Source organism: Subtercola endophyticus, from assembly GCF_021044565.1.
In the GTDB taxonomy this organism is placed as follows: Bacteria; Actinomycetota; Actinomycetes; order Actinomycetales; family Microbacteriaceae; genus Subtercola; species Subtercola endophyticus.
Map to the genome: position 1 here is coordinate 1830553 of NZ_CP087997.1, position 17640 is coordinate 1848192.

The following is a 17640-nucleotide window of genomic DNA, read 5'->3' on the forward strand; positions in this document are numbered from 1 at the left end:
CGCGATGCGACGCGGCGGCGGTGGTGGAAGCGGAAGCGGCGGCAGCCGCAGTTCCGCTGCGCGACGCTCCCGGGGAGCTGCCCGCGACCACGTTGGTCGCCAGCAGTTGCTGGGCGAACGAGCTGCGCGGATGCTCGAGCACACGTTTGGTGGGACCGTTCTCAACGACGCGGCCGCCGTCAATGACGATCACGCGGTCGGCGAGTTCGTAGGCGTCGATGACGTCGTGCGTCACGATGAGGGCGCTGCGGTGGGCGAGCACGCGCCGCAGCATGGTGCGAATGGCGGGGGCGACCTCGATGTCCAGCGCCGAAAGGGGCTCGTCGAGCAACAGCAGCGCGGGCTCTGCGGCGAGGGCTCGGGCCACGGCGATGCGCTGCGCCTGGCCTCCGCTGAGCTGGGCGGGTTTGCGCGCGGCGAATTCGCGGGCATCCACTTCGTCGAGCCAGTCGAGAGCGATGCTGCGCGAATCGCGACGGGAACGCCCGGAGCTACGCGGCCCGAAGCCGACGTTGTCGAGCACGCTGAGGTGCGGAAAAAGCAGCGGCTCTTGGGCCAGAAGTGACACGCTGCGGGCGTGCGGCGGTTTGAACGACTCGCGTCGGCGAACGGATGCCCGTGCATCCGCCTGCGCGTCGACCGCGGTTGCTCCCCCGAGCCCGGCTCCCGCGCTGGTTGCTCCACCGAGGTCGAAGAGAATCACATCGTCGAGCACGGCTCGGCCGCGATCGGGCGCCAGCATTCCCGCGATGAGGCCGAGCAGGGTGGATTTACCGGCACCGTTGGGCCCGAGAACCGCAACGGTCTCGCCGTCGGCGACCGACACTTCGAGGTCGAAGTCGCGGGCATCCAGCGCGGCCTGCAGCACGAAGCTCACAGAGTGCCCTGCTGAAGGCTCAACTGCGAGCGACTGCCGATCTGGTGCGCCAGCGCGACGATCACCACGGCGACGACCACAAGCACGAGCGACAACGCGACCGCCGCATCGGGGTCGGTCTCGCGCTGCAGGTAGATCTCGAGCGGAAGAGTGCGCGTCACACCCTGCAGGCTTCCGGCGAAGGTGAGCGTAGCCCCGAACTCGCCCAGCGCTCGGGCGAACGAGAGCACCGCGCCCGAGATGACCGCGGGCAGCACCAGCGGAAGAGTGACCCGCCAGAGCACACCGGTGGGCTTTGCGCCGAGCGTCGCCGCAACGGCCTCATATCGCGAGCCCACCGTGCGCAGCGCACCCTCGAGGCTCAGCACGAGAAACGGCAGCGCCACGAAGGCCTGCGCAATGATCACGGCCGTCGTCGAGAAGGCGATCTGGATGCCCAGCACCTGCATTCCGCCCGACAAGAGGCCTTTGCGCCCGAACGTGTAGAGCAGCGCGATCCCGCCGACCACCGGCGGCAGAACAAGGGGCAGAAGCACGAGCGAACGCAGAATCTTCTGCCCCGGAAAGGTCGTTCGCGCCAGCACCAGCGCCATCGGCACACCGAGCACGATGCAGATCAGCGTGGCCGCCGATGAAGTGCGCAGGCTGAGCAGCAGCGCGTCGATCGACGATTGCGAGGTGACGAGCGGCCAGAACTGCTGCCAGTTGACGCGGGTGATCAGCGCGACCAGCGGCAGCAGCACGAAGATTCCGCCGACGATCGCAATGCCGACCACCCAGCGCGGCACGCTGACAAACGCGCGACGGGCTGCCGACGCCGAGCGCCTCGGCGGGCTGCCGCGCCGACGAGTGGCGTCTGATGGCACGGGATGCAACGCCGACGAGGAAGGTCGCACTTCACGTGCGGCCGACGAGGAGATCGCCTCAGGCCGAGCCATCAGACGCCGTTCGTCACGGTGCGCCGAAGCCGGCGGCCTTGAGCACGGCCTGGCCGTCGGTGCCGGTCACGTAAGCGATGAACGCCTCAGCCAGAGCCGGGTTCTTCGACGAGCTGACCTCGCCGATCGGATAAGTGTTCACGGCGCTCGAGGACTCCGGGAACGTCACACCCTGCACCGACGTGCCGGCGCCGGTGACGTCGGTGACGTAGACCAGCCCGGCATCGGCTTCACCCGACGAGACCTTGCCCAGAACATCCGTCACCGACGACTCTTCGCTCACCGCGGGAATCGTGACGCCCGTGGACTTCTCGATCTTGGCGGTCGCCGCGCCACAGGGCACGGCGGGTGCGCAGATGACGGTCTTGATGCTGCTGTTACCGAGGTCTTGGAAGGTCTTGACATTGGCCGGGTTTCCCGGCGGAACGGCGATCTCGAGCACGTTGGTGGCGAAGTTGACGGGCGTGCCGGTGATGAGGCTGGGGGCCGCGCCGGTGAGCTTGGTCATGTTGGCGGTATCGGCCGAGGCGAACACGTCGGCCGGGGCTCCCCCGGTGATCTGCGTCACGAGGTCGGACGAGCCGGCGAAGTTCGTGGTGATGGTCGTGCCGGGGTTCGCGGCCTCGAACGAGGTCGCGAGCGAGGTGAAGGTGGCCTTCAGCGACGCGGCCGCGAAGACCACGATGGTTCCGGTCGGAGCCGGGGTCGACGACGCCGACGCGGTCGCAGCCGTAGTGGCGGCGGGGGTGCTCGACGAGCAGGCCGCGGCACCGGTCAGTACAGCGGCTGCGACCAGCGCGACACCGAGTTTTCGAAAGGACAGTTTCACTTTCACACCTTCCCCAGGGGGGTTTCGACGATCACCGTCGTGGCCTTCACGACGGCTACAGCAATAGAGCCGAGTTCGAGATTCAATTCGCGTACAGCCTCGCTCGACATCAGCGACACGACACGATGCGGCCCGCACTGCAGTTCGACCTGTGCCATGACCGTGTCCATGGTGATGGCGGTGACCAGCCCCACGAAGCGGTTGCGGGCCGAGCGGCCGATGCCCGAGGGATCGTCGGGCAGCACGGCGTTTTTCTTCGCCAACGCCGCCAGTTCGACGCCGTCGACCACGGTCTTGCCCGACTCGTCATTCGACGCGGTCAGCAGGTCGTGCTCGATCCACCGACGAACAGTGTCGTCGCTCACCCCGAGGTAGAGGGCGGCTTCCTTGATCCGAATCTGCGGCACAAAACTAATACTATTGCCGCAGGTGCGGAGCCGAGTTTCTACAGGCTGTTCACACCCACGACGCGGATGATCGCCACACCCTGCTCGGCCGACTCCGCCAGATCGACCTCGGCGTCGATGCCCCAGGCGTGATCGCCTTCGGGGTCGTCGAAGGTCTGCCGCACGGCCCAGACGGTGGGGCCCTCGGTGATGCTGATCATCGATGCGGCTCGGGCCGCCGCTGACGTGCCCACGAAGTCGTATTCGTCGAAGTACGCGTCGAGGGCATCCGCCCACATCTCGCGGGTGAAGCCCGAGCCGGTCGCCGCCTCGAGCTCGCCGAGTTCGTCGACCTTGTCGAGCGCCGCCAACTGCACGCGGCGAAAGAGCTCGTTGCGCACGAGAATGCGGAACGCGCGGATGTTCGACACGACGCTGCGCGGAGCGGGAGGCAGCACGGCGGTGACTCCGCGGCCGACACCCGTCACCAGATCGGCCTCGCCCTGCACCTCCGCGGGGTTGGTCAGCTCCTCCCACTCGTCGAGCAGGCTGGAGTCGACCTGGCGCACGAGTTCGCCGAGCCATTCGATGAGGTCAGTCAGGTCGTCGGTCTTCGCTTCGTCGGGAATCGTCGCCCGGGCCGCCTTGAACGCATCGGAGAAGTAGCGCAGCACGAGCCCTTCCGACCGGTTCAGCTTGTAGAAGCCGATGTAGTCGTTGAACGTCATGGCGCGTTCGTACATGTCGCGCACGACGGTCTTCGGGCTGAGCTCGAAGTCGCCCACCCAGGGCTGCGAGCGCTTGTAGACGTCGAACGCCTCGCCCAGCAGCCCTTCGAGGGGCTTGGGGTGGGTGATCTGCTCGAGCAGCTCCATGCGCTGGTCGTACTCGATGCCCTCGGCCTTCATCGCGGCCACGGCCTCGCCCTTGGCCTGGAACTGCTGGGCCGAGAGCACCGGCCGCGGGTCGTCGAGCGTCGCTTCGAGCACCGAGATCATGTCGAGGGCGTAGGTGGGGCTCTCGGGCTCGAGCAGCTCGAAAACCGCGAGCGCGAGAGGTGAGAGCGGCTGGTTGAGAGCGAAGTTGGGCTGCAAGTCGACGGTCAACCGGATGCTCGCGAATCCGTTCGCGTCGGGCTCGCCCTGCTCCACAATTGCCGCGGTGCGCAGCGTGCGGTAGATGGCCAGCGCCTGGCGCTCGAGTTCGAGCTGGCGGATTCGGGGCTCGTGGTTGTCTTCGAGCAGCGAACGCACGTTGTTGAAGACGTCTCCCCCGCGGCCGATGATGTTCAGCAGCATCGCGTGGTTGATCTGCATGCTGCTGGTGAGCGTTTCGGGTTCGGCGGAGATGAGCCGGTTGAAGCTCGGCTCGCCCCACGACACGAATCCCTCGGGGGCGCGCTTCTTCACGATGCGCTTGATCTTCTTCAGGTCGTCGCCGGCTCTCGCTACGAGCCGCGCATTCTCGGTCTCGTGCTCGGGTGCCTGGCAGACGACCGTTCCGGCGGTGTCGTAGCCGGCCCGGCCGGCGCGGCCCGCCACCTGGTGGAATTCGCGCGCCGTGAGCTGGCGCATCCGAGTGCCGTCGAACTTCGTGAGCGCGGTGAGCAGCACTGTTCTGATGGGCACGTTGATGCCGACGCCGAGCGTGTCAGTACCGCAGATCACCCGCAGCAGGCCGCGCTGGGCGAGCTGCTCGACCAGTCGGCGATACTTCGGCAGCATGCCGGCGTGGTGCACTCCGATGCCGGCTCGAATGAGGCGCGAGAGGGTGCGGCCGAAGTTCGTGGTGAAGCGAAAGTCGCCGATGGCGTCGGCGATCTCGTCGCGTTGCTCGCGGCTCACGATCTTCACGCTCGACAGCGCCTGTGCCCGCTCGAGAGCCGCGAGCTGGGAGAAGTGCACCACGTAGATGGGCGCCTGCCCCGTCTTCAGCAGGTCTTCGACGGTCTCGTGCACGGGCGTGAGCGCGTAGTAGTAGTTGAGCGGAACAGGCCGTTCGACCCCGGTGACGACAGCCGTCTCGCGGTTCGTGCGCCGGGTGAGGTCTTTGCTCAGCCAGGTGACGTCGCCGAGGGTGGCCGACATCAGGATGAACTGCACCTTCGGCAGCGTGAGCAACGGCACCTGCCACGCCCAGCCGCGTTCGGGGTCACTGTAGAAGTGGAACTCGTCCATCACGACTTGGTCGACCGGAGCATCCGCCCCGTGCCGCAGCGCGATGTTCGCCAGAATCTCGGCGGTGCAGCAGATGATGGGCGCGTCGGCGTTGACGCTGGAGTCGCCCGTGACCATGCCGACGTTGGTGGGGCCGAAGATCTCGACCAGGGCGAAGAACTTCTCGCTGACGAGCGCCTTGATCGGCGCGGTGTAGAAGGTGCGGCGACCGTCGGCGAGGGCCGCGAAGTGCGCCGCGACGGCGACGAGAGACTTTCCGGTGCCGGTCGGCGTGCTCAAGATGACGTTGGCACCCGAGACGATCTCGATGATCGCCTCTTCTTGCGCCGGGTAGAGGGTGAGGCCCCGGCTCGCGGTGTACTCGCTGAAGCGCTCGAAGAGCACGTCGGGGTCTGCGGGTTCGCGGGCTGCGCCGGCACCGGATGCCCGGCCTTCGCTCTCGGGCAGATAGTTGACCAGCGAAACCAGCGAGTCGAGTTGCGCGTCGGTCATGGTAGCAACCCTACGCGGAAGGAGGAGCCGCCCCTGAAGTGATGGCGATCACCGTGTCGTCGAGGTTGGGTAGCGCGTGGGCGAGGTGGTGACGGGCGTCGTGCACGATCGACTCGGCTTCGGCGACGCTCGTGTCGGGCACGGAGATCTCGGCGGCACCCTGCAGGCGATGGCCCACCCAGCGCAACTGCAGGCGCGTGACGCCGACAACCCCGGGGGTCGCTTCGAGGGCGTGCTCGGCGCGGTGCACGAGGTCGGGGTCGATACCGTCCATGAGGCGGCGGCCGATGCTGCGAATGGTGCCCCAGAGCAGCAGCAGAATCGACACGGCGATCAGCAGACCCACGATGGGGTCGGCCAGCGGAAAACCGAGCAGCACGCCGAGCGCTCCGATGACGACCGAGAGCGAGGTGAGGCCGTCGATGCGCGCGTGCACGCCGTCGGCGACAAGAGCCGCCGAGCCGATCTGGCGGCCGACTCGGATGCGGTAGAGCGCGACGGCCTCGTTGCCCGCGAACCCGATCACTCCGGCGGCCATGACCCAGCCGAGGTTGGTGACGGTGGCGGGGTGAAAGAAGCGCGAAACGGCCTCGATACCTGCGACGACGGCCGAGAGAGCGACGACGGCAACGATGAACAGCCCCGCGAGGTCTTCGGCGCGGCCGAATCCATACGTGTAGTGGCGCGTGGCCAGGCGGCGAGCGAGCACGAAGGCGATCCAGAGCGGAACGGCAGTGAGCGCGTCAGAGAAGTTGTGGATCGTATCGGCCAGAAGCGCGACCGACCCGCTGGCGAGAAACACGCCGAACTGCACGAGAGTCGTGCCGAGCAGGATGAACAGGCTGATCTTGAGCGCCCGCACTCCCGCGGCGCTCGCCTCGAGGGCGTCGTCGATGGAGTCGGCGGCGTCGTGGCTGTGCGGCACGAAGAGGCCGTGCAGAACCCCGCGGATGCCCGTGGGGTGGGTGTGGGGGTGGGGGTGGTCGTGCGGGTCGTGCTCGTGCTCGTGCTCGTGCTCGTGCTCGTGCTCGTGCTCGTGCTCGTGCTCGTGCTCGTGCTCGTGGCCATGGTCGTGCGGGCCGTGCTCGTGCTCGTGCTCGTGCTCGTGCTCGTGGCCATGGTCGTGCGGGCCGTGCTCGTGCTCGTGCTCGTGCTCGTGGCCATGGTCGTGCGGGCCGTGCTCGTGCTCGTGAGGGCCGTGCTCGTGGTCGTGCGCCACGCCCGTCACTCCGCGGCCGCCGGGTGGTGGTGGCGGGGTGTGCCGCCGAGGGAGTGCTCGGCCTGAAAGATCGCGTCGCTGACCAGCTGCGACGCGTGCTCGTTCTCGAGCCGGTAGAACACCTTCTGGCCGTGCTGACGGGTGGCGACGATGCGGGCGAGCCGCAGTTTGGCCAGGTGCTGCGACACTGCGGCCGGGCTCTTGTCGACGAGCTCGGCGAGCGTGTTCACCGACTGCTCTCCGTCTCGTAACGCCAGAATCACTCGCACCCGGGTAGCGTCAGCGAGCATCGCGAAGATCTCGACCGCCAGTTCGACGAATTGGCTGTCGGGCTTTCGCCCGCAGACCTGCTTATCTGCATCCATACGCAGATACTAAGCCATCGGTCGCACCGGCCGGAACCGCAGACCGCTCCCGTAAGATAGACCGGCTCATGGAACAGACGAACAGCACATCAGCGCCCGACGGCATCGACGCGGGCGGCATCGACGCGGCCGACCTCGAGGTCGCGCTGCGCGTCTTGGCGAGCCTGCACGAGCTCGACGACGAGCATCCGGATTTCGTCGCCGTGCGGCAGGCAACGGCGAAGATGTTCAAGGCCGTCAAGAAGAGCCGTCGCGACGAGAAACGTGAGGCCATCCAGGCCGCCGATCGCAGCGTTGTCGCCGCCACCGCCACCGGCGCGCCCGACCGCATCGACGACGAAGCGCGCGGCATTCCGCTGGCCCTCACAACGAGCGCCCCCACCGCCGGCACCCTCATCAAGTCGCGGCCCTGTTACGTCTGCAAGCAGCACTACACGCAGGTCGACGCGTTCTACCACCAGCTCTGCCCCGACTGCGCGGCGATGAGCCACCAGAAACGGGATGCCCGAACCGACCTCACCGGCAGGCGCGCCCTGCTCACCGGAGGCCGCGCCAAGATCGGCATGTACATCGCCCTGCGGCTGCTGCGCGACGGCGCGCACACCACCATCACCACCCGGTTTCCGCGCGACGCGGTGCGCCGGTTCTCGAGCCTGCCCGACGCGGGCGACTGGATGCACCGGCTGCGCATCGTGGGCATCGACCTCCGCGACCCTGCTCAGGTGATCGGGCTGGCCGAGACGGTGGCCGAGGCCGGTCCCCTCGACATTCTCATCAACAATGCGGCGCAGACCGTGAAGCGATCGCCGGGGTCGTATGCGCCGCTGGCCGAAGCCGAACTGGCGCCGCTGCCCGACGGCCCGCTGCCGGAGATGATCACGTTCGGGCACACGAACGACGCGCATCCGCAGGCCCTGGCGGCGTCGGTGGCCGCGCATCCGCTGCTCCAGCGCGCTGCGCTCGGCGGTGAAGTGCTCACCGGAGAACAGTTGGCCACCCTCGCGATGACGGCCGGGTCGTCGTCGCTCGAGCGGCTCGCGGCCGGCACTGCGATCGACGCGGGCGGGCTCGTACCCGACCTGCACCACGAGAACAGCTGGACGCAAGCGGTGCAAGACGTCGACCCGCTCGAGATGCTCGAGGTGCAGCTGTGCAACACGACGGCTCCGTTCTTGCTCGTGTCCAGGCTGCGCCCGGCGATGGCCGTTGCGGCCTCGGCGGCACCCTCTGGCCGCAGTTACATCGTGAACGTGTCAGCCATGGAAGGCGTGTTCGCTCGCGGATACAAGGGCCCCGGGCATCCGCACACCAACATGGCCAAGGCCGCACTCAACATGCTGACCCGCACCAGTGCCAAAGAGATGCTGAGCGACGGCATTCTGATGACGAGCGTCGACACGGGCTGGATCACGGACGAGCGGCCCCACCCCACCAAAGTGCGGCTGGCCGAAGAAGGCTTTCACGCTCCCCTCGACCTCGTCGACGGTGCCGCCCGCGTTTACGACCCCATCGTGCGCGGCGAATCAGGCGAAGACATCGCCGGCGTCTTCCTCAAGGACTACAAACCCGCTGCGTGGTAGGGCGAGCAGGATGCCCGGCTACTGCGGTGCGGATGCAACGCCCACTGCGCTGCTCTCGACCCGGCGGATGGCCAGGTCGGCGTCGGCCTGGGCGAAGTCTGCGGTGAGAAACTCGGGCGTCTGCGGCAGGCGCAGGGTGATGCTCGAGAGAGCCTGCATCGTGAGCGTGGCCGACGAGATGGAGTAGTCGAGGCAGTGTCCGCCGACGGCGCGTGCGTCGTCGAGGTAGTGGAAGTGGAAGCCCGCGACCGTCACGCCCTGGTAGATCTGCGGGGCCCAGAAGCCGATCATCGACCCGGTGGTGGGGCCGAGCTCGCTCTCGTTCTGGGTCTGCATCACTTCGACGAGGGGGCGGAACGGATGGTGCTGGCGAATCGGCTCGCGCACGAGCATCCGATCGAAGGCCCCGTCGATGCGGAGGGCGAAGAAGAGGTTGGGGCTCGGAAAGAAGCTGCTGACGAGTGCTTCGAGGTCGTCGCGGCCGAGCGGGCCGTCACGCGTTCCGTCGATCGGCACGGAGACGGTGGGGGCGAACTTCGCGACCTCGGCGAACGGAATCAGCTCGCTGTCGTCGGCGAGGGTGACCGACCCGTCGGAGGTGCAGCGGTAGATCTCTCCGTCGACGAACACGAGTTCACCGTTGAGCGCGTGCCCGCAGCCGATGCCGAAATCGCCCTTCTCGAGCACCTGTGGTGCCGGGAATACTCCGTCGTAGAGGCCCGCCATGAGCGCGTGGATCACCGAGAACTGGGTGATGTTGACCGCGATGGTGGGTTTGAGCGCCGCCGTGACCGCGGCGCGGTCGGTCGCCGAGACCTCACTGACATGCGGTGCGCCGACGCGCCGCTGCCAGGCCGGGGTCACTGCCAGCCGTTCCGGGCGGCCGTTCTCGAAGCCGTGTCGTTCCGAGCGGCAACCCGGCGCGCTACGAATCCAGCAATCAGACGCCAGCCGAGCAAGAACACCCCGAGCACGATCAGCGCCACGATCACGAAACTCACCTCGACGCCCTGCCCGCTGAGCACGCGCAAGAACATTCCGACCGCCACCGTGAAGAGCCAGATCGGGATGCCCGGCAGCACGAGCCGCAGCGGATACCGCCAGGCGCGCGTCGCCACCCAGCCCACCACGAGCCCCACCACGAATGGCCAGAACGTGACGAGAGTACCGCCGAGGCTGAACCCTTCGCTGTGGCTGCTGCGCCCGATCAGCACGAACACGAGCACCAGTACCACGTCGACCACCGCCGCGATCACGATGGTGCGGGTCGAAGCGGGGCGCCGCACGGGCGTCGGCGTGGTCTGGGTCATGACACAATCCTATTTCGTGGCTTCGCCCGTCCCCGCCGGGCGAACGCGGATGACCGACCGAGCGCGGTCGCTCGGTCACGCACCGATTTCCTGGCTTCGCCCGTCCCCGCCGGGCGAACGCGGATGACCGACCGAGCGCGTTCGCTCGGTCATCCTGGCACCTGAGCACACGCGCGGTGGTTTGGCGAAGGCGCGGTGGTTTGGCGCACGCGCGGTGGTTCGAACTACCGCGGATGCGCCGAACTACCGCGCGGAGAGGGGCTCAGCGCCCGGGGCGCAGGTCGGGGGCGCGGCGGATGCCGAACGAGGTGGCGAGCGCACGCCGGGCCGCGTGCCAGCCGCCGAGGCCGTGCACGCCCGGACCGGGCGGCGTCGACGACGAGCACAGGTACACCCCGCGCATGGGCGTCTGCCACGGGTACGGCGACAGCGTCGGCCTCCGCACGAGCTGGCGGAACGTCGCCGCCCCGGCCGAGATGTCGCCCCCCACGTAATTCGGGTTGCCCTGCTCTTCTTCGACCGCGGTGCGCCCCGACGTCGCGACGATGGTGTCGCGAAAACCCGGCGCGAACCGTTCGATCTGCGCGATGATCGTCTCCGACTGATCGACGTCGCTTCCGCTCGGCACGTGCGTGTAGGCCCACAGAACGTGCGCCCCCTCCGGCGCCCGCGACGAGTCGATGATGCTCGGCTGCGCCACCAGCACGTACGGCCGCTGGGCGTGCCGGCCCGACGCCACCATCGCCTCACTTCGGGCGATCTGGGCGTGCGTGCCGCCGACGTGCACGGTTCCCGCCGACCGCAGCGCCTCGTTCGCCCAGGGCACCGGGTCGCTGAGCGCGAGGTCGAGCTTGGCGACGGCGTTGCCGTACCGAAACCGGCCGAGGCTGCGGGCGTACCCGCGCGGAATGCGATCCCCGCCGAGAGCGAGCAGCGCCTTCGGGGTCACGTCGAGTAGTACGACACGCGCGGGTGGCAGCTCGTCGAGAGAGGTTATCTCGGTCTGAGTGACAATTTCGCCGCCGTGGGCGAGCAGATCATCCGCCATCGCGTCGACGATCGCCTGACTGCCCCCCACCGGAACCGGCCAGCCCACCGCGTGCGCCAGGCTGCCCAGAAGAAGCCCGGCGGCGGCCGGGGCGAGCCCGGGCAACGGAAGAATCGAGTGCGCCTGCACGCCGCTCAGCAGGGAGGGCGCGATGTCGCTCTCGAACCGCAGACTCCAGAGCGGGCTGCCCTGCTCGAACGCTCGCAGCCCGAACCGGGCGGCGAGCCCGGGATGCCGCGGCACCCGCAACAGCGAGGTTCCGGTGAACTGCGCGAGCTCTTTCCAGTGCGAGACGAGGGGCTCGAACAGGCGCTTCCACGCGGGGCCGTCGACCCCGAGCATCCGTGCGGTCTCGTCGATGCTCTGGTAGGCCAGGCCGGCGCGGCCGCCGTCGAGTGGATGCCCGTAGGCGAGTTCGGGCGTACGCAGCTCGATGCGCGACTCGAGGTCGAAGCGGCGAAAGAACTCCGACGCGAGGGCCATCGGATGCACGGCAGAACACACATCGTGCAGATAGCCCGGCAGCGTGAGTTCCGCGGTGCGCGCTCCCCCGCCGATGGTGTCGGCGCGCTCGTACACGCGCACTGCGAGACCGGCCCGGGCCATGGTGACGGCGGCCGCCAGCCCGTTAGGCCCGGCTCCGACCACGACGACATCCACTGAGTCCATACGTTCAGTATGCTCTGCCCACGGCACCCCTCCGAGGGGTTGTCAAGCCCTAGTCGAAGCAGCACAGAGGTGGTTGTCTGACACTAAGCACCTAACCGAAGGAGGTTGATGTGACTATCGAACTGACTCCGCGGGCCGCAGCCCCGATCACCGATCTCACCGGGCTCATCGCGAGCCCGTCTGCACGTACGGCACGCCGGGGCAACGACGCCCCGCACGCCGCAGACATTCGCATTTCGATTCTCTCCGACCACGAATGGCGCATCTGCGACCGTCGTATTCCCGAAAACAACGCCGAGTGTGTTCTCGGCTACATCGATAAGACCGCCGGGCTCTACGAAGTCATGAAGCTCTCCTCGACCCATAACCTGCTGTATTACTCGGACTTCGAGCAGGCGATCAGCAGTTTCACGTCGCAGGTCAAGCCCGCTGCCGTCGGGCGCGTCTTCTAGGCGGTAGCTCGCTAACCGTAGAGCGGGCCGTTGTTCGCGAAGCGCGGTTCTATCGGCGCTGGGGCTCCCGCCCCCGGGTCGGTCGTCGCCTGGCCCGGGTTGAGAATCACCCGCTGGCCTTCACCCGTGTGCAACAACATGCTGAGGTAGGGGTTGGTGTACGTCCAGCCGTAGATGTGGGTGCGCTCCACGGGCAGCGTTGTGGAGTCGAGGGCTGTCAGGCCGCCCTGTTGCACGGTGACGGCATCGAACTGGGCGAGCCAGTGCGTGAACGCTTCTGTTCGGTACGCGAACGGAATGCTCAAGGCCACGAGCAGCGCGAGGGCCGCGATCGAGAGCGACCGGGAATCGGGTTTCGCACGCGGCCGGACTTCGCGAAATCCGACGCAGAGCAACACCACGAAGAGGGCTACACCGGCGAGGGCTCGAGACGCGTAGTGCATCCACGGTTCCGGCCACGGCACGGCGACAACGATGAACAGGCATCCTGCGACCATCAGAACCGTGCCGATGCGCTGCACCAGTGGCGGCGCGAACAGCCAGAGCACCACGAAAAGACCCGCGACGAGCAGCGAGTAGCCGAAGGCCTGGTCGTAGTGAAGCGGATACAGAACATCTGCGGCGCTGCCGAAATTGCTCGCGTCGCGCGGGAACAGAATCCAGTAGGTGCTGTACACCACGGCGAGCCCGTAGGTGCCCACGAGCATCCAGAACCAGGGTCGACCGAGCGCCCGGCGGTGGATGATCGCCAGCACGATGAGCGCCGGACCGAGATACACGAGCGATTCGTACGAGGCGATCAGCACGACCGCAGAGAGCAAAAGCGCCACGCGGGCAACCGGATGCCCGGGGGCGGCGATGATCAGCGCGGCACTCAAGGCGACCAGCCCGTAGGCGAGGTTGTATTCGCCGACCGAGATGAAGCCGGAGTTGAGAAAGGTGACGGCGAAGGCGACCACGAACATCCAGAACGACCGTTTTCGCCGCAGAACGAGCAAGGCCACCGCCCATAAGAGCACAGGAAGAGCGCCGGTTCCGAAACTCTCGATGCGCGCCAGGGTCGGAACGTCTCGCACGCCGGCCGTGATAGCGCCCAGCAGCGGCGCTTGCGTCACCAGCTGTGCGAGAAACCTCGACGGATAGAGAAAGAAGGAGCCGGAGCTGAGCACCGACCAGAGGTAGAAGCTGCCGTCGGCGACGAGCCCGCGCGCCGCCCACACGCTCTGCGCGGCGAGAACGACGAGAACGGCCACCGCGCCGAAACGTGCCGATCGCTCGATTCGTGTCGACAACCGCTGCTCGTTCTCGCCGCGGTCGCCGCGAGTTCGAGTCATCGGCGAGTCGTCGAACGTCACGCTGGTCATCTGATCCCCACAGTCAGGTATCTGAATACTCTACTGAGGGGAACGCCCTCCGAACGCCCTAGGCTCGAAGCCATGGACGATGACCGGGCCGCCCGCAAACAGTCGCGTCGCGGCATGCTGGCCGGACTCGTGGGGCTGGCCGTCGGGGTGGTCGCAATTCCTCAGGCGGCCGACGCAGCAGCCGGGTCTGCCGCGGCCGGGCCGTCGCGCTCGTCGGCCCTCGGCTGGGACGTGACTGACGCAGCCTTTGGAGCCGTCGCCGACGGAGTCGCCGACGACACGTCTTCTATTCGTAGCGCACTGAAGGCGGCTGGCATCGCCGGGGGTGGAACCGTCACTCTGCCCGCCGGAACCTACCGAGTGTCGTCGAAGCTCATCGTGCCCCCGGGCGTCACCGTCTCGGGCGCAAGCAAGTACGGCAGTACCGTCGCCACCTCCAGCCCCAGCTCCGGCGTGTTCGTTCTGCAGAACGCATCGGGCATCACGAATCTGCAGATCACCTCGTCGGTCGCCCAGACCTCGGGCGTCACGATCGACATTCGAGGCAGCTCAGCCTTCGTCGACAACTGCCAGATCACCCAATACTTCGTTGCCATCTCGGTCGGCACTCCCGAGGCCGGCCGTGTGGTGGGCTCTCGTATCTCTGACGTCAATCTCTATGGTCCGAGCATCCGCAGCGGGGCGGGAGCCATTCAGTTTCTGCACTACTCGAGCTTTCAAGTGACGGGTTGTGTGGTCGCCGGGCCGGATGCCGGAACCCAGCCGTCGTTCGGAATCCGGATTCGCAACGGCGACACCGGAACCATCTCTGACACGAACATCACCAAGCACGGGCGTGCGCTGCAGATCGACACTCCCGCGGGCGAGAAGAGTTTCGCCATTCACGCGTCGAACTCGCTCTTCGACTCGGCGGGCCGAACAGCCGACGGGGTGACCGTCAGCTCGGCCGAGATCTCTCCCGCGGGAGAGGTCTACGACACGAAATTCTCGAATTGCTGGTTCGGTCTGTCGACCGATCAATCGGGATGCACGGTAGCCCCTACCTCGGCCGGACTCGTCGACGGGCTCACGTTCACCGGCTGCGAGTTCGTCGGCAACGCCGACTCGGGGCTCCGTTGTGTCGGAACAGGCGTGCGCAACTGGCTGGTCACGGGCGGGTACTCGTCGGGTAACCGCAGTGCGGGCATCCACTCTGCCGACGCCTGCGGCAGCTTCACGATCAGCGGGCACCGCGCCGGCCCGAGCGGCAACTTCGGCCCGAACCGCTGGGGAATGGTGATCGATTCGGGTGCCGACCAGTACGTCGTGGTGGGCAACAACCTCATCGGCAACACCGCAGGGTCGCTGTTCGACGGCGGCAGCGGGCCCGCGACAGTGATCGCCAACAACCTCGTCTGAGCGCTTTTCGATGCGGCGCCCACACCCGCTACATTGTGTCTATGGATGACCAGACGTGGGCACGCACGCCGATCGAACCGCAGAGCGTCAACGCTCCCCTCTCGACTGCCGCGATCTTTCTCGTGGTCACGATCAACGAGGGCGACGAAGCCGCTGCGACGGCTCGCGATGTGATCTCCGACATCGGCGGACTGGTGCGCGCCGTCGGCTTTCGCGACCTGGGCGGGCACCTGTCGTGCAACGTGGGAATCGGGGCATCCGCCTGGTCACGCTTCGGCCAGACCTCGAAGCCGGGCCAGCTCGACCGGTTTCATGCGATTCCGGGGTTCAAGCACACGGCGCCGGCGACCCCGGGTGATCTGCTCTTTCACATCAGGGGCGAGCGGCCCGACCAGTGCTTCGAACTCGAACGGCTGCTGCTGGGCAAGCTCGGCTCCGCAGTGACAGTCGAAGACGAGGTGCAAGGCTTCCGTTACTTCGACTCGCGCGACCTGCTGGGTTTTGTCGACGGAACAGAGAACCCCACGGGCGCCTCGATGATGCAGGCCTCGCTCATCGGCGACGAAGACCCCGACTTCGCCGGCGGCAGCTACGTGGTGGTGCAGAAATACCTGCACGATCTCACAGCCTGGGGCGCGCTCAGCACCGAGCAGCAAGAGGCCATCATCGGCCGCACCAAGGCCGACAACGTCGAGCTCGATGACGACGCCGCGCCGCGCAAGTCGCACAAGTCGCTGAATACGATCGTCGACGAGCAGGGCGTCGAGCATGACATTCTGCGTGACAACATGCCGTTCGGCCGGCCGGGTCAAGGCGAATTCGGCACCTACTTCATCGGATACGCCAAGAATCTCTGGGTGATCGACCACATGCTGCGGCGCATGTTCATCGGCGACCCGGTGGGCGACTACGATCGCATTCTCGATTTCTCGACCGCGGTGACGGGGTCGACGTACTTCGTTCCGTCGAACGACGTGCTCGAGGGCCTGGCCCCGTGATCGGGCGGCACTCGGCGCTTGCCGAACGTCGAGCTTAGCGTCAGCTTCAGCGCACTAAACTCCTCAACATGGATGAGCCCGCAACCTCGCCGCAGCACGACCCGCTCATCGGTTCGCTGCGCCGCGCGGTCGAGGCCTCGCCCGGCGACATCCATCTGCGTCTGCTGCTCGGCCAGTTGCTGCTGAAGGCGGGGTCGGCGGGTGATGCCATCGCGCAGGCCGCGAGCATCCTGCAGCTGGCGCCCGGCAACGCGGATGCCCGGCAGCTCATGACCGAAGCGTTCGCCGCCCCGGCCGTCGCCGTCGCGGCAGAGCCCGTAACCGCTGAGCCCATCACGTCTTCTGAACTCGTAGGCCCGCTTGCCACCAGCGTGCCGACTGCGGCCGAACCGGTCTCGCCCGACCCCGCCGAGCAGGCTGCTCCCAGCCCCGAAGCCCTCGAAACCCCCACCTCGCCCGACCCCGCCGAGCACGCGGCACCAGGCCCAGAAGCCCCCGAAACCCCCACCGCCCCCGAGCCGCCGGCCAGTGCCGAGCCCGACTTCGACTGGAGCGCCGCCGAGAACGACGTGCACGAACTGGCCCAGCCGATGTTCGTCGACTCCGCCCCCACCGTGGCGCCCGGATCCTCGTTCGACATTGAGCGTTTTGTCATCACCCTGGCCGATGTCGGCGGCATGAAGGCCGTCAAAGACCGGCTCAACGCCGCCTTTCTCGCTCCGCTGAAAAATCCCGAACTGCGAAAGCTCTACTCGAAGAGCCTCAAGGGCGGCCTGCTCATGTACGGCCCTCCCGGCTGCGGCAAGACGTTCATCGCCCGCGCCATCGCCGGCGAACTCGGCGCCCACTTCTTGAACATCGGCCTGGCCGACATACTCGACCCCATGCTCGGCAACAGCGAGCAGAACGTGCACGAAGCGTTCGAGCTGGCCCGGCGCGAGGCCCCGTGCGTGATCTTCTTCGACGAGATCGACGCCCTCGGCCAGCGCCGCAGCCAGACCCGCAACAGCGCGCTGCGCGGCACCGTGAACCAGCTGCTCACCGAGCTCGACGGCGTGGCCGACCAGAACGAAGGCGTCTTCGTGCTCGCGGCCACGAACCAGCCGTGGGACGTCGACCCGGCCCTCCGCCGCCCCGGCCGGTTCGACCGCACCGTGCTGGTGCTGCCGCCCGACGAAGAGGCGCGCGAGTCGATCTTTCGCTACCACCTGCAGCACCGGCCCGTCGAAGGCATCGAGCTGCAGGCTCTCGCCCGGGCATCCGCGGGACTCTCAGGCGCCGATATCGCCTACGTGTGCGAGGTGGCGGCGGAGCACGCGCTCATCGACAGCGCGAGCACGGGCGTGCTGCGCATGATCGGCATGAAAGACGTGACCGATGCGCTCTCTGAAGTCACCGCGTCGACCTCGAGCTGGCTCGACAGTGCTCGCAATGTGGTGCTCTTCGGCGACGACGACGGCACCTACGCCGAGCTGAAGGCGTACCTCAAGAAGGCCAAGCGGCTGTGACACGCGCGCGGCCGGCAGCAGCACTCCCGA

The 17640-nt window shown here is 67.4% G+C and carries 16 protein-coding genes and 1 pseudogene; 6 read left to right on the forward strand and 11 right to left on the reverse strand.

What is annotated here, in order from left to right; all coding sequences use genetic code 11:
* Window positions 1-67: 67 nt before the first annotated feature.
* The 6 genes and pseudogenes from LQ955_RS08600 to LQ955_RS08625 form a co-directional block, all read right to left on the reverse strand.
* Window positions 68-877: pseudogene (locus LQ955_RS08600) on the reverse strand (sulfate/molybdate ABC transporter ATP-binding protein); the annotation flags it as partial.
* Entirely contained in the window at window positions 874-1743 is an 870-nt protein-coding gene (locus tag LQ955_RS08605; RefSeq protein ID WP_231027750.1) for an ABC transporter permease, read from the reverse strand. The pseudogene LQ955_RS08600 and the gene LQ955_RS08605, both read right to left, overlap by 4 nt.
* 85 nt (window positions 1744-1828) lie before the next feature.
* A complete protein-coding gene (gene modA / locus LQ955_RS08610; protein WP_390623457.1) occupies window positions 1829-2644 on the reverse strand; it encodes a molybdate ABC transporter substrate-binding protein in 816 nt (271 codons plus the stop codon).
* Window positions 2645-2646: 2 nt separating this feature from the next.
* On the reverse strand, window positions 2647-3051 hold the full coding sequence (locus tag LQ955_RS08615; protein WP_231027751.1) for a TOBE domain-containing protein: 405 nt from the start codon (window positions 3049-3051) through the stop codon (window positions 2647-2649).
* A 38-nt stretch (window positions 3052-3089) separates the two neighbouring features.
* Window positions 3090-5699: a DEAD/DEAH box helicase gene (locus tag LQ955_RS08620; RefSeq protein ID WP_231027752.1), complete on the reverse strand. Its 2610-nt coding sequence runs from the start codon at window positions 5697-5699 to the stop codon at window positions 3090-3092.
* 10 nt (window positions 5700-5709) lie between these two features.
* The gene (locus LQ955_RS08625) at window positions 5710-6624 is read right to left on the reverse strand and encodes a cation diffusion facilitator family transporter (RefSeq protein ID WP_313788393.1); all 915 of its coding nucleotides are present in this window, start codon (window positions 6622-6624) and stop codon (window positions 5710-5712) included.
* Here LQ955_RS08625 and LQ955_RS08630 point away from each other — a divergent pair.
* A complete protein-coding gene (locus LQ955_RS08630) occupies window positions 6610-6984 on the forward strand; it encodes a hypothetical protein (protein WP_231028254.1) in 375 nt (124 codons plus the stop codon). The genes LQ955_RS08625 and LQ955_RS08630 overlap by 15 nt on opposite strands.
* On the opposite strand, the gene LQ955_RS08635 is transcribed toward LQ955_RS08630, so the two are convergent.
* Entirely contained in the window at window positions 6924-7283 is a 360-nt protein-coding gene (locus LQ955_RS08635; RefSeq protein ID WP_231027753.1) for an ArsR/SmtB family transcription factor, read from the reverse strand. The two genes, LQ955_RS08630 and LQ955_RS08635, sit on opposite strands and share 61 nt — an antisense overlap.
* Before the next feature lie 68 nt (window positions 7284-7351).
* Here LQ955_RS08635 and LQ955_RS08640 point away from each other — a divergent pair, with 68 nt between their 5' ends.
* On the forward strand, window positions 7352-8863 hold the full coding sequence (locus LQ955_RS08640; protein ID WP_231027754.1) for an SDR family NAD(P)-dependent oxidoreductase: 1512 nt from the start codon (window positions 7352-7354) through the stop codon (window positions 8861-8863).
* 18 nt (window positions 8864-8881) lie between these two features.
* On the opposite strand, the gene budA is transcribed toward LQ955_RS08640, so the two are convergent.
* From budA to LQ955_RS08655, 3 genes are all read right to left on the reverse strand, one after another.
* Entirely contained in the window at window positions 8882-9727 is an 846-nt protein-coding gene (budA, locus tag LQ955_RS08645; protein WP_231027755.1) for an acetolactate decarboxylase, read from the reverse strand.
* Window positions 9724-10173: a DUF3054 domain-containing protein gene (locus tag LQ955_RS08650; protein WP_231027756.1), complete on the reverse strand. Its 450-nt coding sequence runs from the start codon at window positions 10171-10173 to the stop codon at window positions 9724-9726. The genes budA and LQ955_RS08650 overlap by 4 nt, the downstream gene beginning before the upstream one ends.
* 262 nt (window positions 10174-10435) lie before the next feature.
* Window positions 10436-11890: a phytoene desaturase family protein gene (locus LQ955_RS08655; protein ID WP_231027757.1), complete on the reverse strand. Its 1455-nt coding sequence runs from the start codon at window positions 11888-11890 to the stop codon at window positions 10436-10438.
* Window positions 11891-12000: 110 nt separating this feature from the next.
* Here LQ955_RS08655 and LQ955_RS08660 point away from each other — a divergent pair, with 110 nt between their 5' ends.
* Window positions 12001-12342 (forward strand): hypothetical protein, encoded by a 342-nt coding sequence (locus LQ955_RS08660; RefSeq protein ID WP_231027758.1) that lies wholly within the window; start codon window positions 12001-12003, stop codon window positions 12340-12342.
* Between the two features lie 11 nt (window positions 12343-12353).
* Here the strand turns inward: LQ955_RS08660 and LQ955_RS08665 are convergent, their stop codons facing one another.
* Window positions 12354-13706, reverse strand: coding sequence for a hypothetical protein (locus LQ955_RS08665; protein ID WP_231027759.1), 1353 nt, complete (start codon window positions 13704-13706; stop codon window positions 12354-12356).
* A gap of 72 nt (window positions 13707-13778) precedes the next feature.
* Here LQ955_RS08665 and LQ955_RS08670 point away from each other — a divergent pair, with 72 nt between their 5' ends.
* From LQ955_RS08670 to LQ955_RS08680, 3 genes are all read left to right on the forward strand, one after another.
* Window positions 13779-15104 (forward strand): glycosyl hydrolase family 28-related protein, encoded by a 1326-nt coding sequence (locus LQ955_RS08670; RefSeq protein ID WP_231027760.1) that lies wholly within the window; start codon window positions 13779-13781, stop codon window positions 15102-15104.
* Between the two features lie 41 nt (window positions 15105-15145).
* Complete coding sequence (locus tag LQ955_RS08675) at window positions 15146-16102, forward strand: Dyp-type peroxidase (protein ID WP_231027761.1); 957 nt, start codon at window positions 15146-15148, stop codon at window positions 16100-16102.
* A 68-nt stretch (window positions 16103-16170) separates the two neighbouring features.
* Window positions 16171-17610 (forward strand): ATP-binding protein, encoded by a 1440-nt coding sequence (locus LQ955_RS08680; protein ID WP_231027762.1) that lies wholly within the window; start codon window positions 16171-16173, stop codon window positions 17608-17610.
* Window positions 17611-17640: the final 30 nt, after the last annotated feature.

Excerpts from the sequence above, each read along its gene's own strand:
- LQ955_RS08620 (WP_231027752.1), bottom strand. The coding sequence starts at position 5,699 with ATGACCGACGCGCAACTCGACTCGCTGGTTTCGCTGGTCAACTATCTG.
- LQ955_RS08635 (WP_231027753.1), bottom strand. The coding sequence starts at position 7,283 with ATGGATGCAGATAAGCAGGTCTGCGGGCGAAAGCCCGACAGCCAATTC.
- LQ955_RS08640 (WP_231027754.1), top strand. The coding sequence starts at position 7,352 with ATGGAACAGACGAACAGCACATCAGCGCCCGACGGCATCGACGCGGGC.
- LQ955_RS08650 (WP_231027756.1), bottom strand. The coding sequence starts at position 10,173 with ATGACCCAGACCACGCCGACGCCCGTGCGGCGCCCCGCTTCGACCCGC.
- LQ955_RS08655 (WP_231027757.1), bottom strand. The coding sequence starts at position 11,890 with ATGGACTCAGTGGATGTCGTCGTGGTCGGAGCCGGGCCTAACGGGCTG.
- LQ955_RS08665 (WP_231027759.1), bottom strand. The coding sequence starts at position 13,706 with ATGACCAGCGTGACGTTCGACGACTCGCCGATGACTCGAACTCGCGGC.
- LQ955_RS08670 (WP_231027760.1), top strand. The coding sequence starts at position 13,779 with ATGGACGATGACCGGGCCGCCCGCAAACAGTCGCGTCGCGGCATGCTG.
- LQ955_RS08675 (WP_231027761.1), top strand. The coding sequence starts at position 15,146 with ATGGATGACCAGACGTGGGCACGCACGCCGATCGAACCGCAGAGCGTC.
- LQ955_RS08680 (WP_231027762.1), top strand. The coding sequence starts at position 16,171 with ATGGATGAGCCCGCAACCTCGCCGCAGCACGACCCGCTCATCGGTTCG.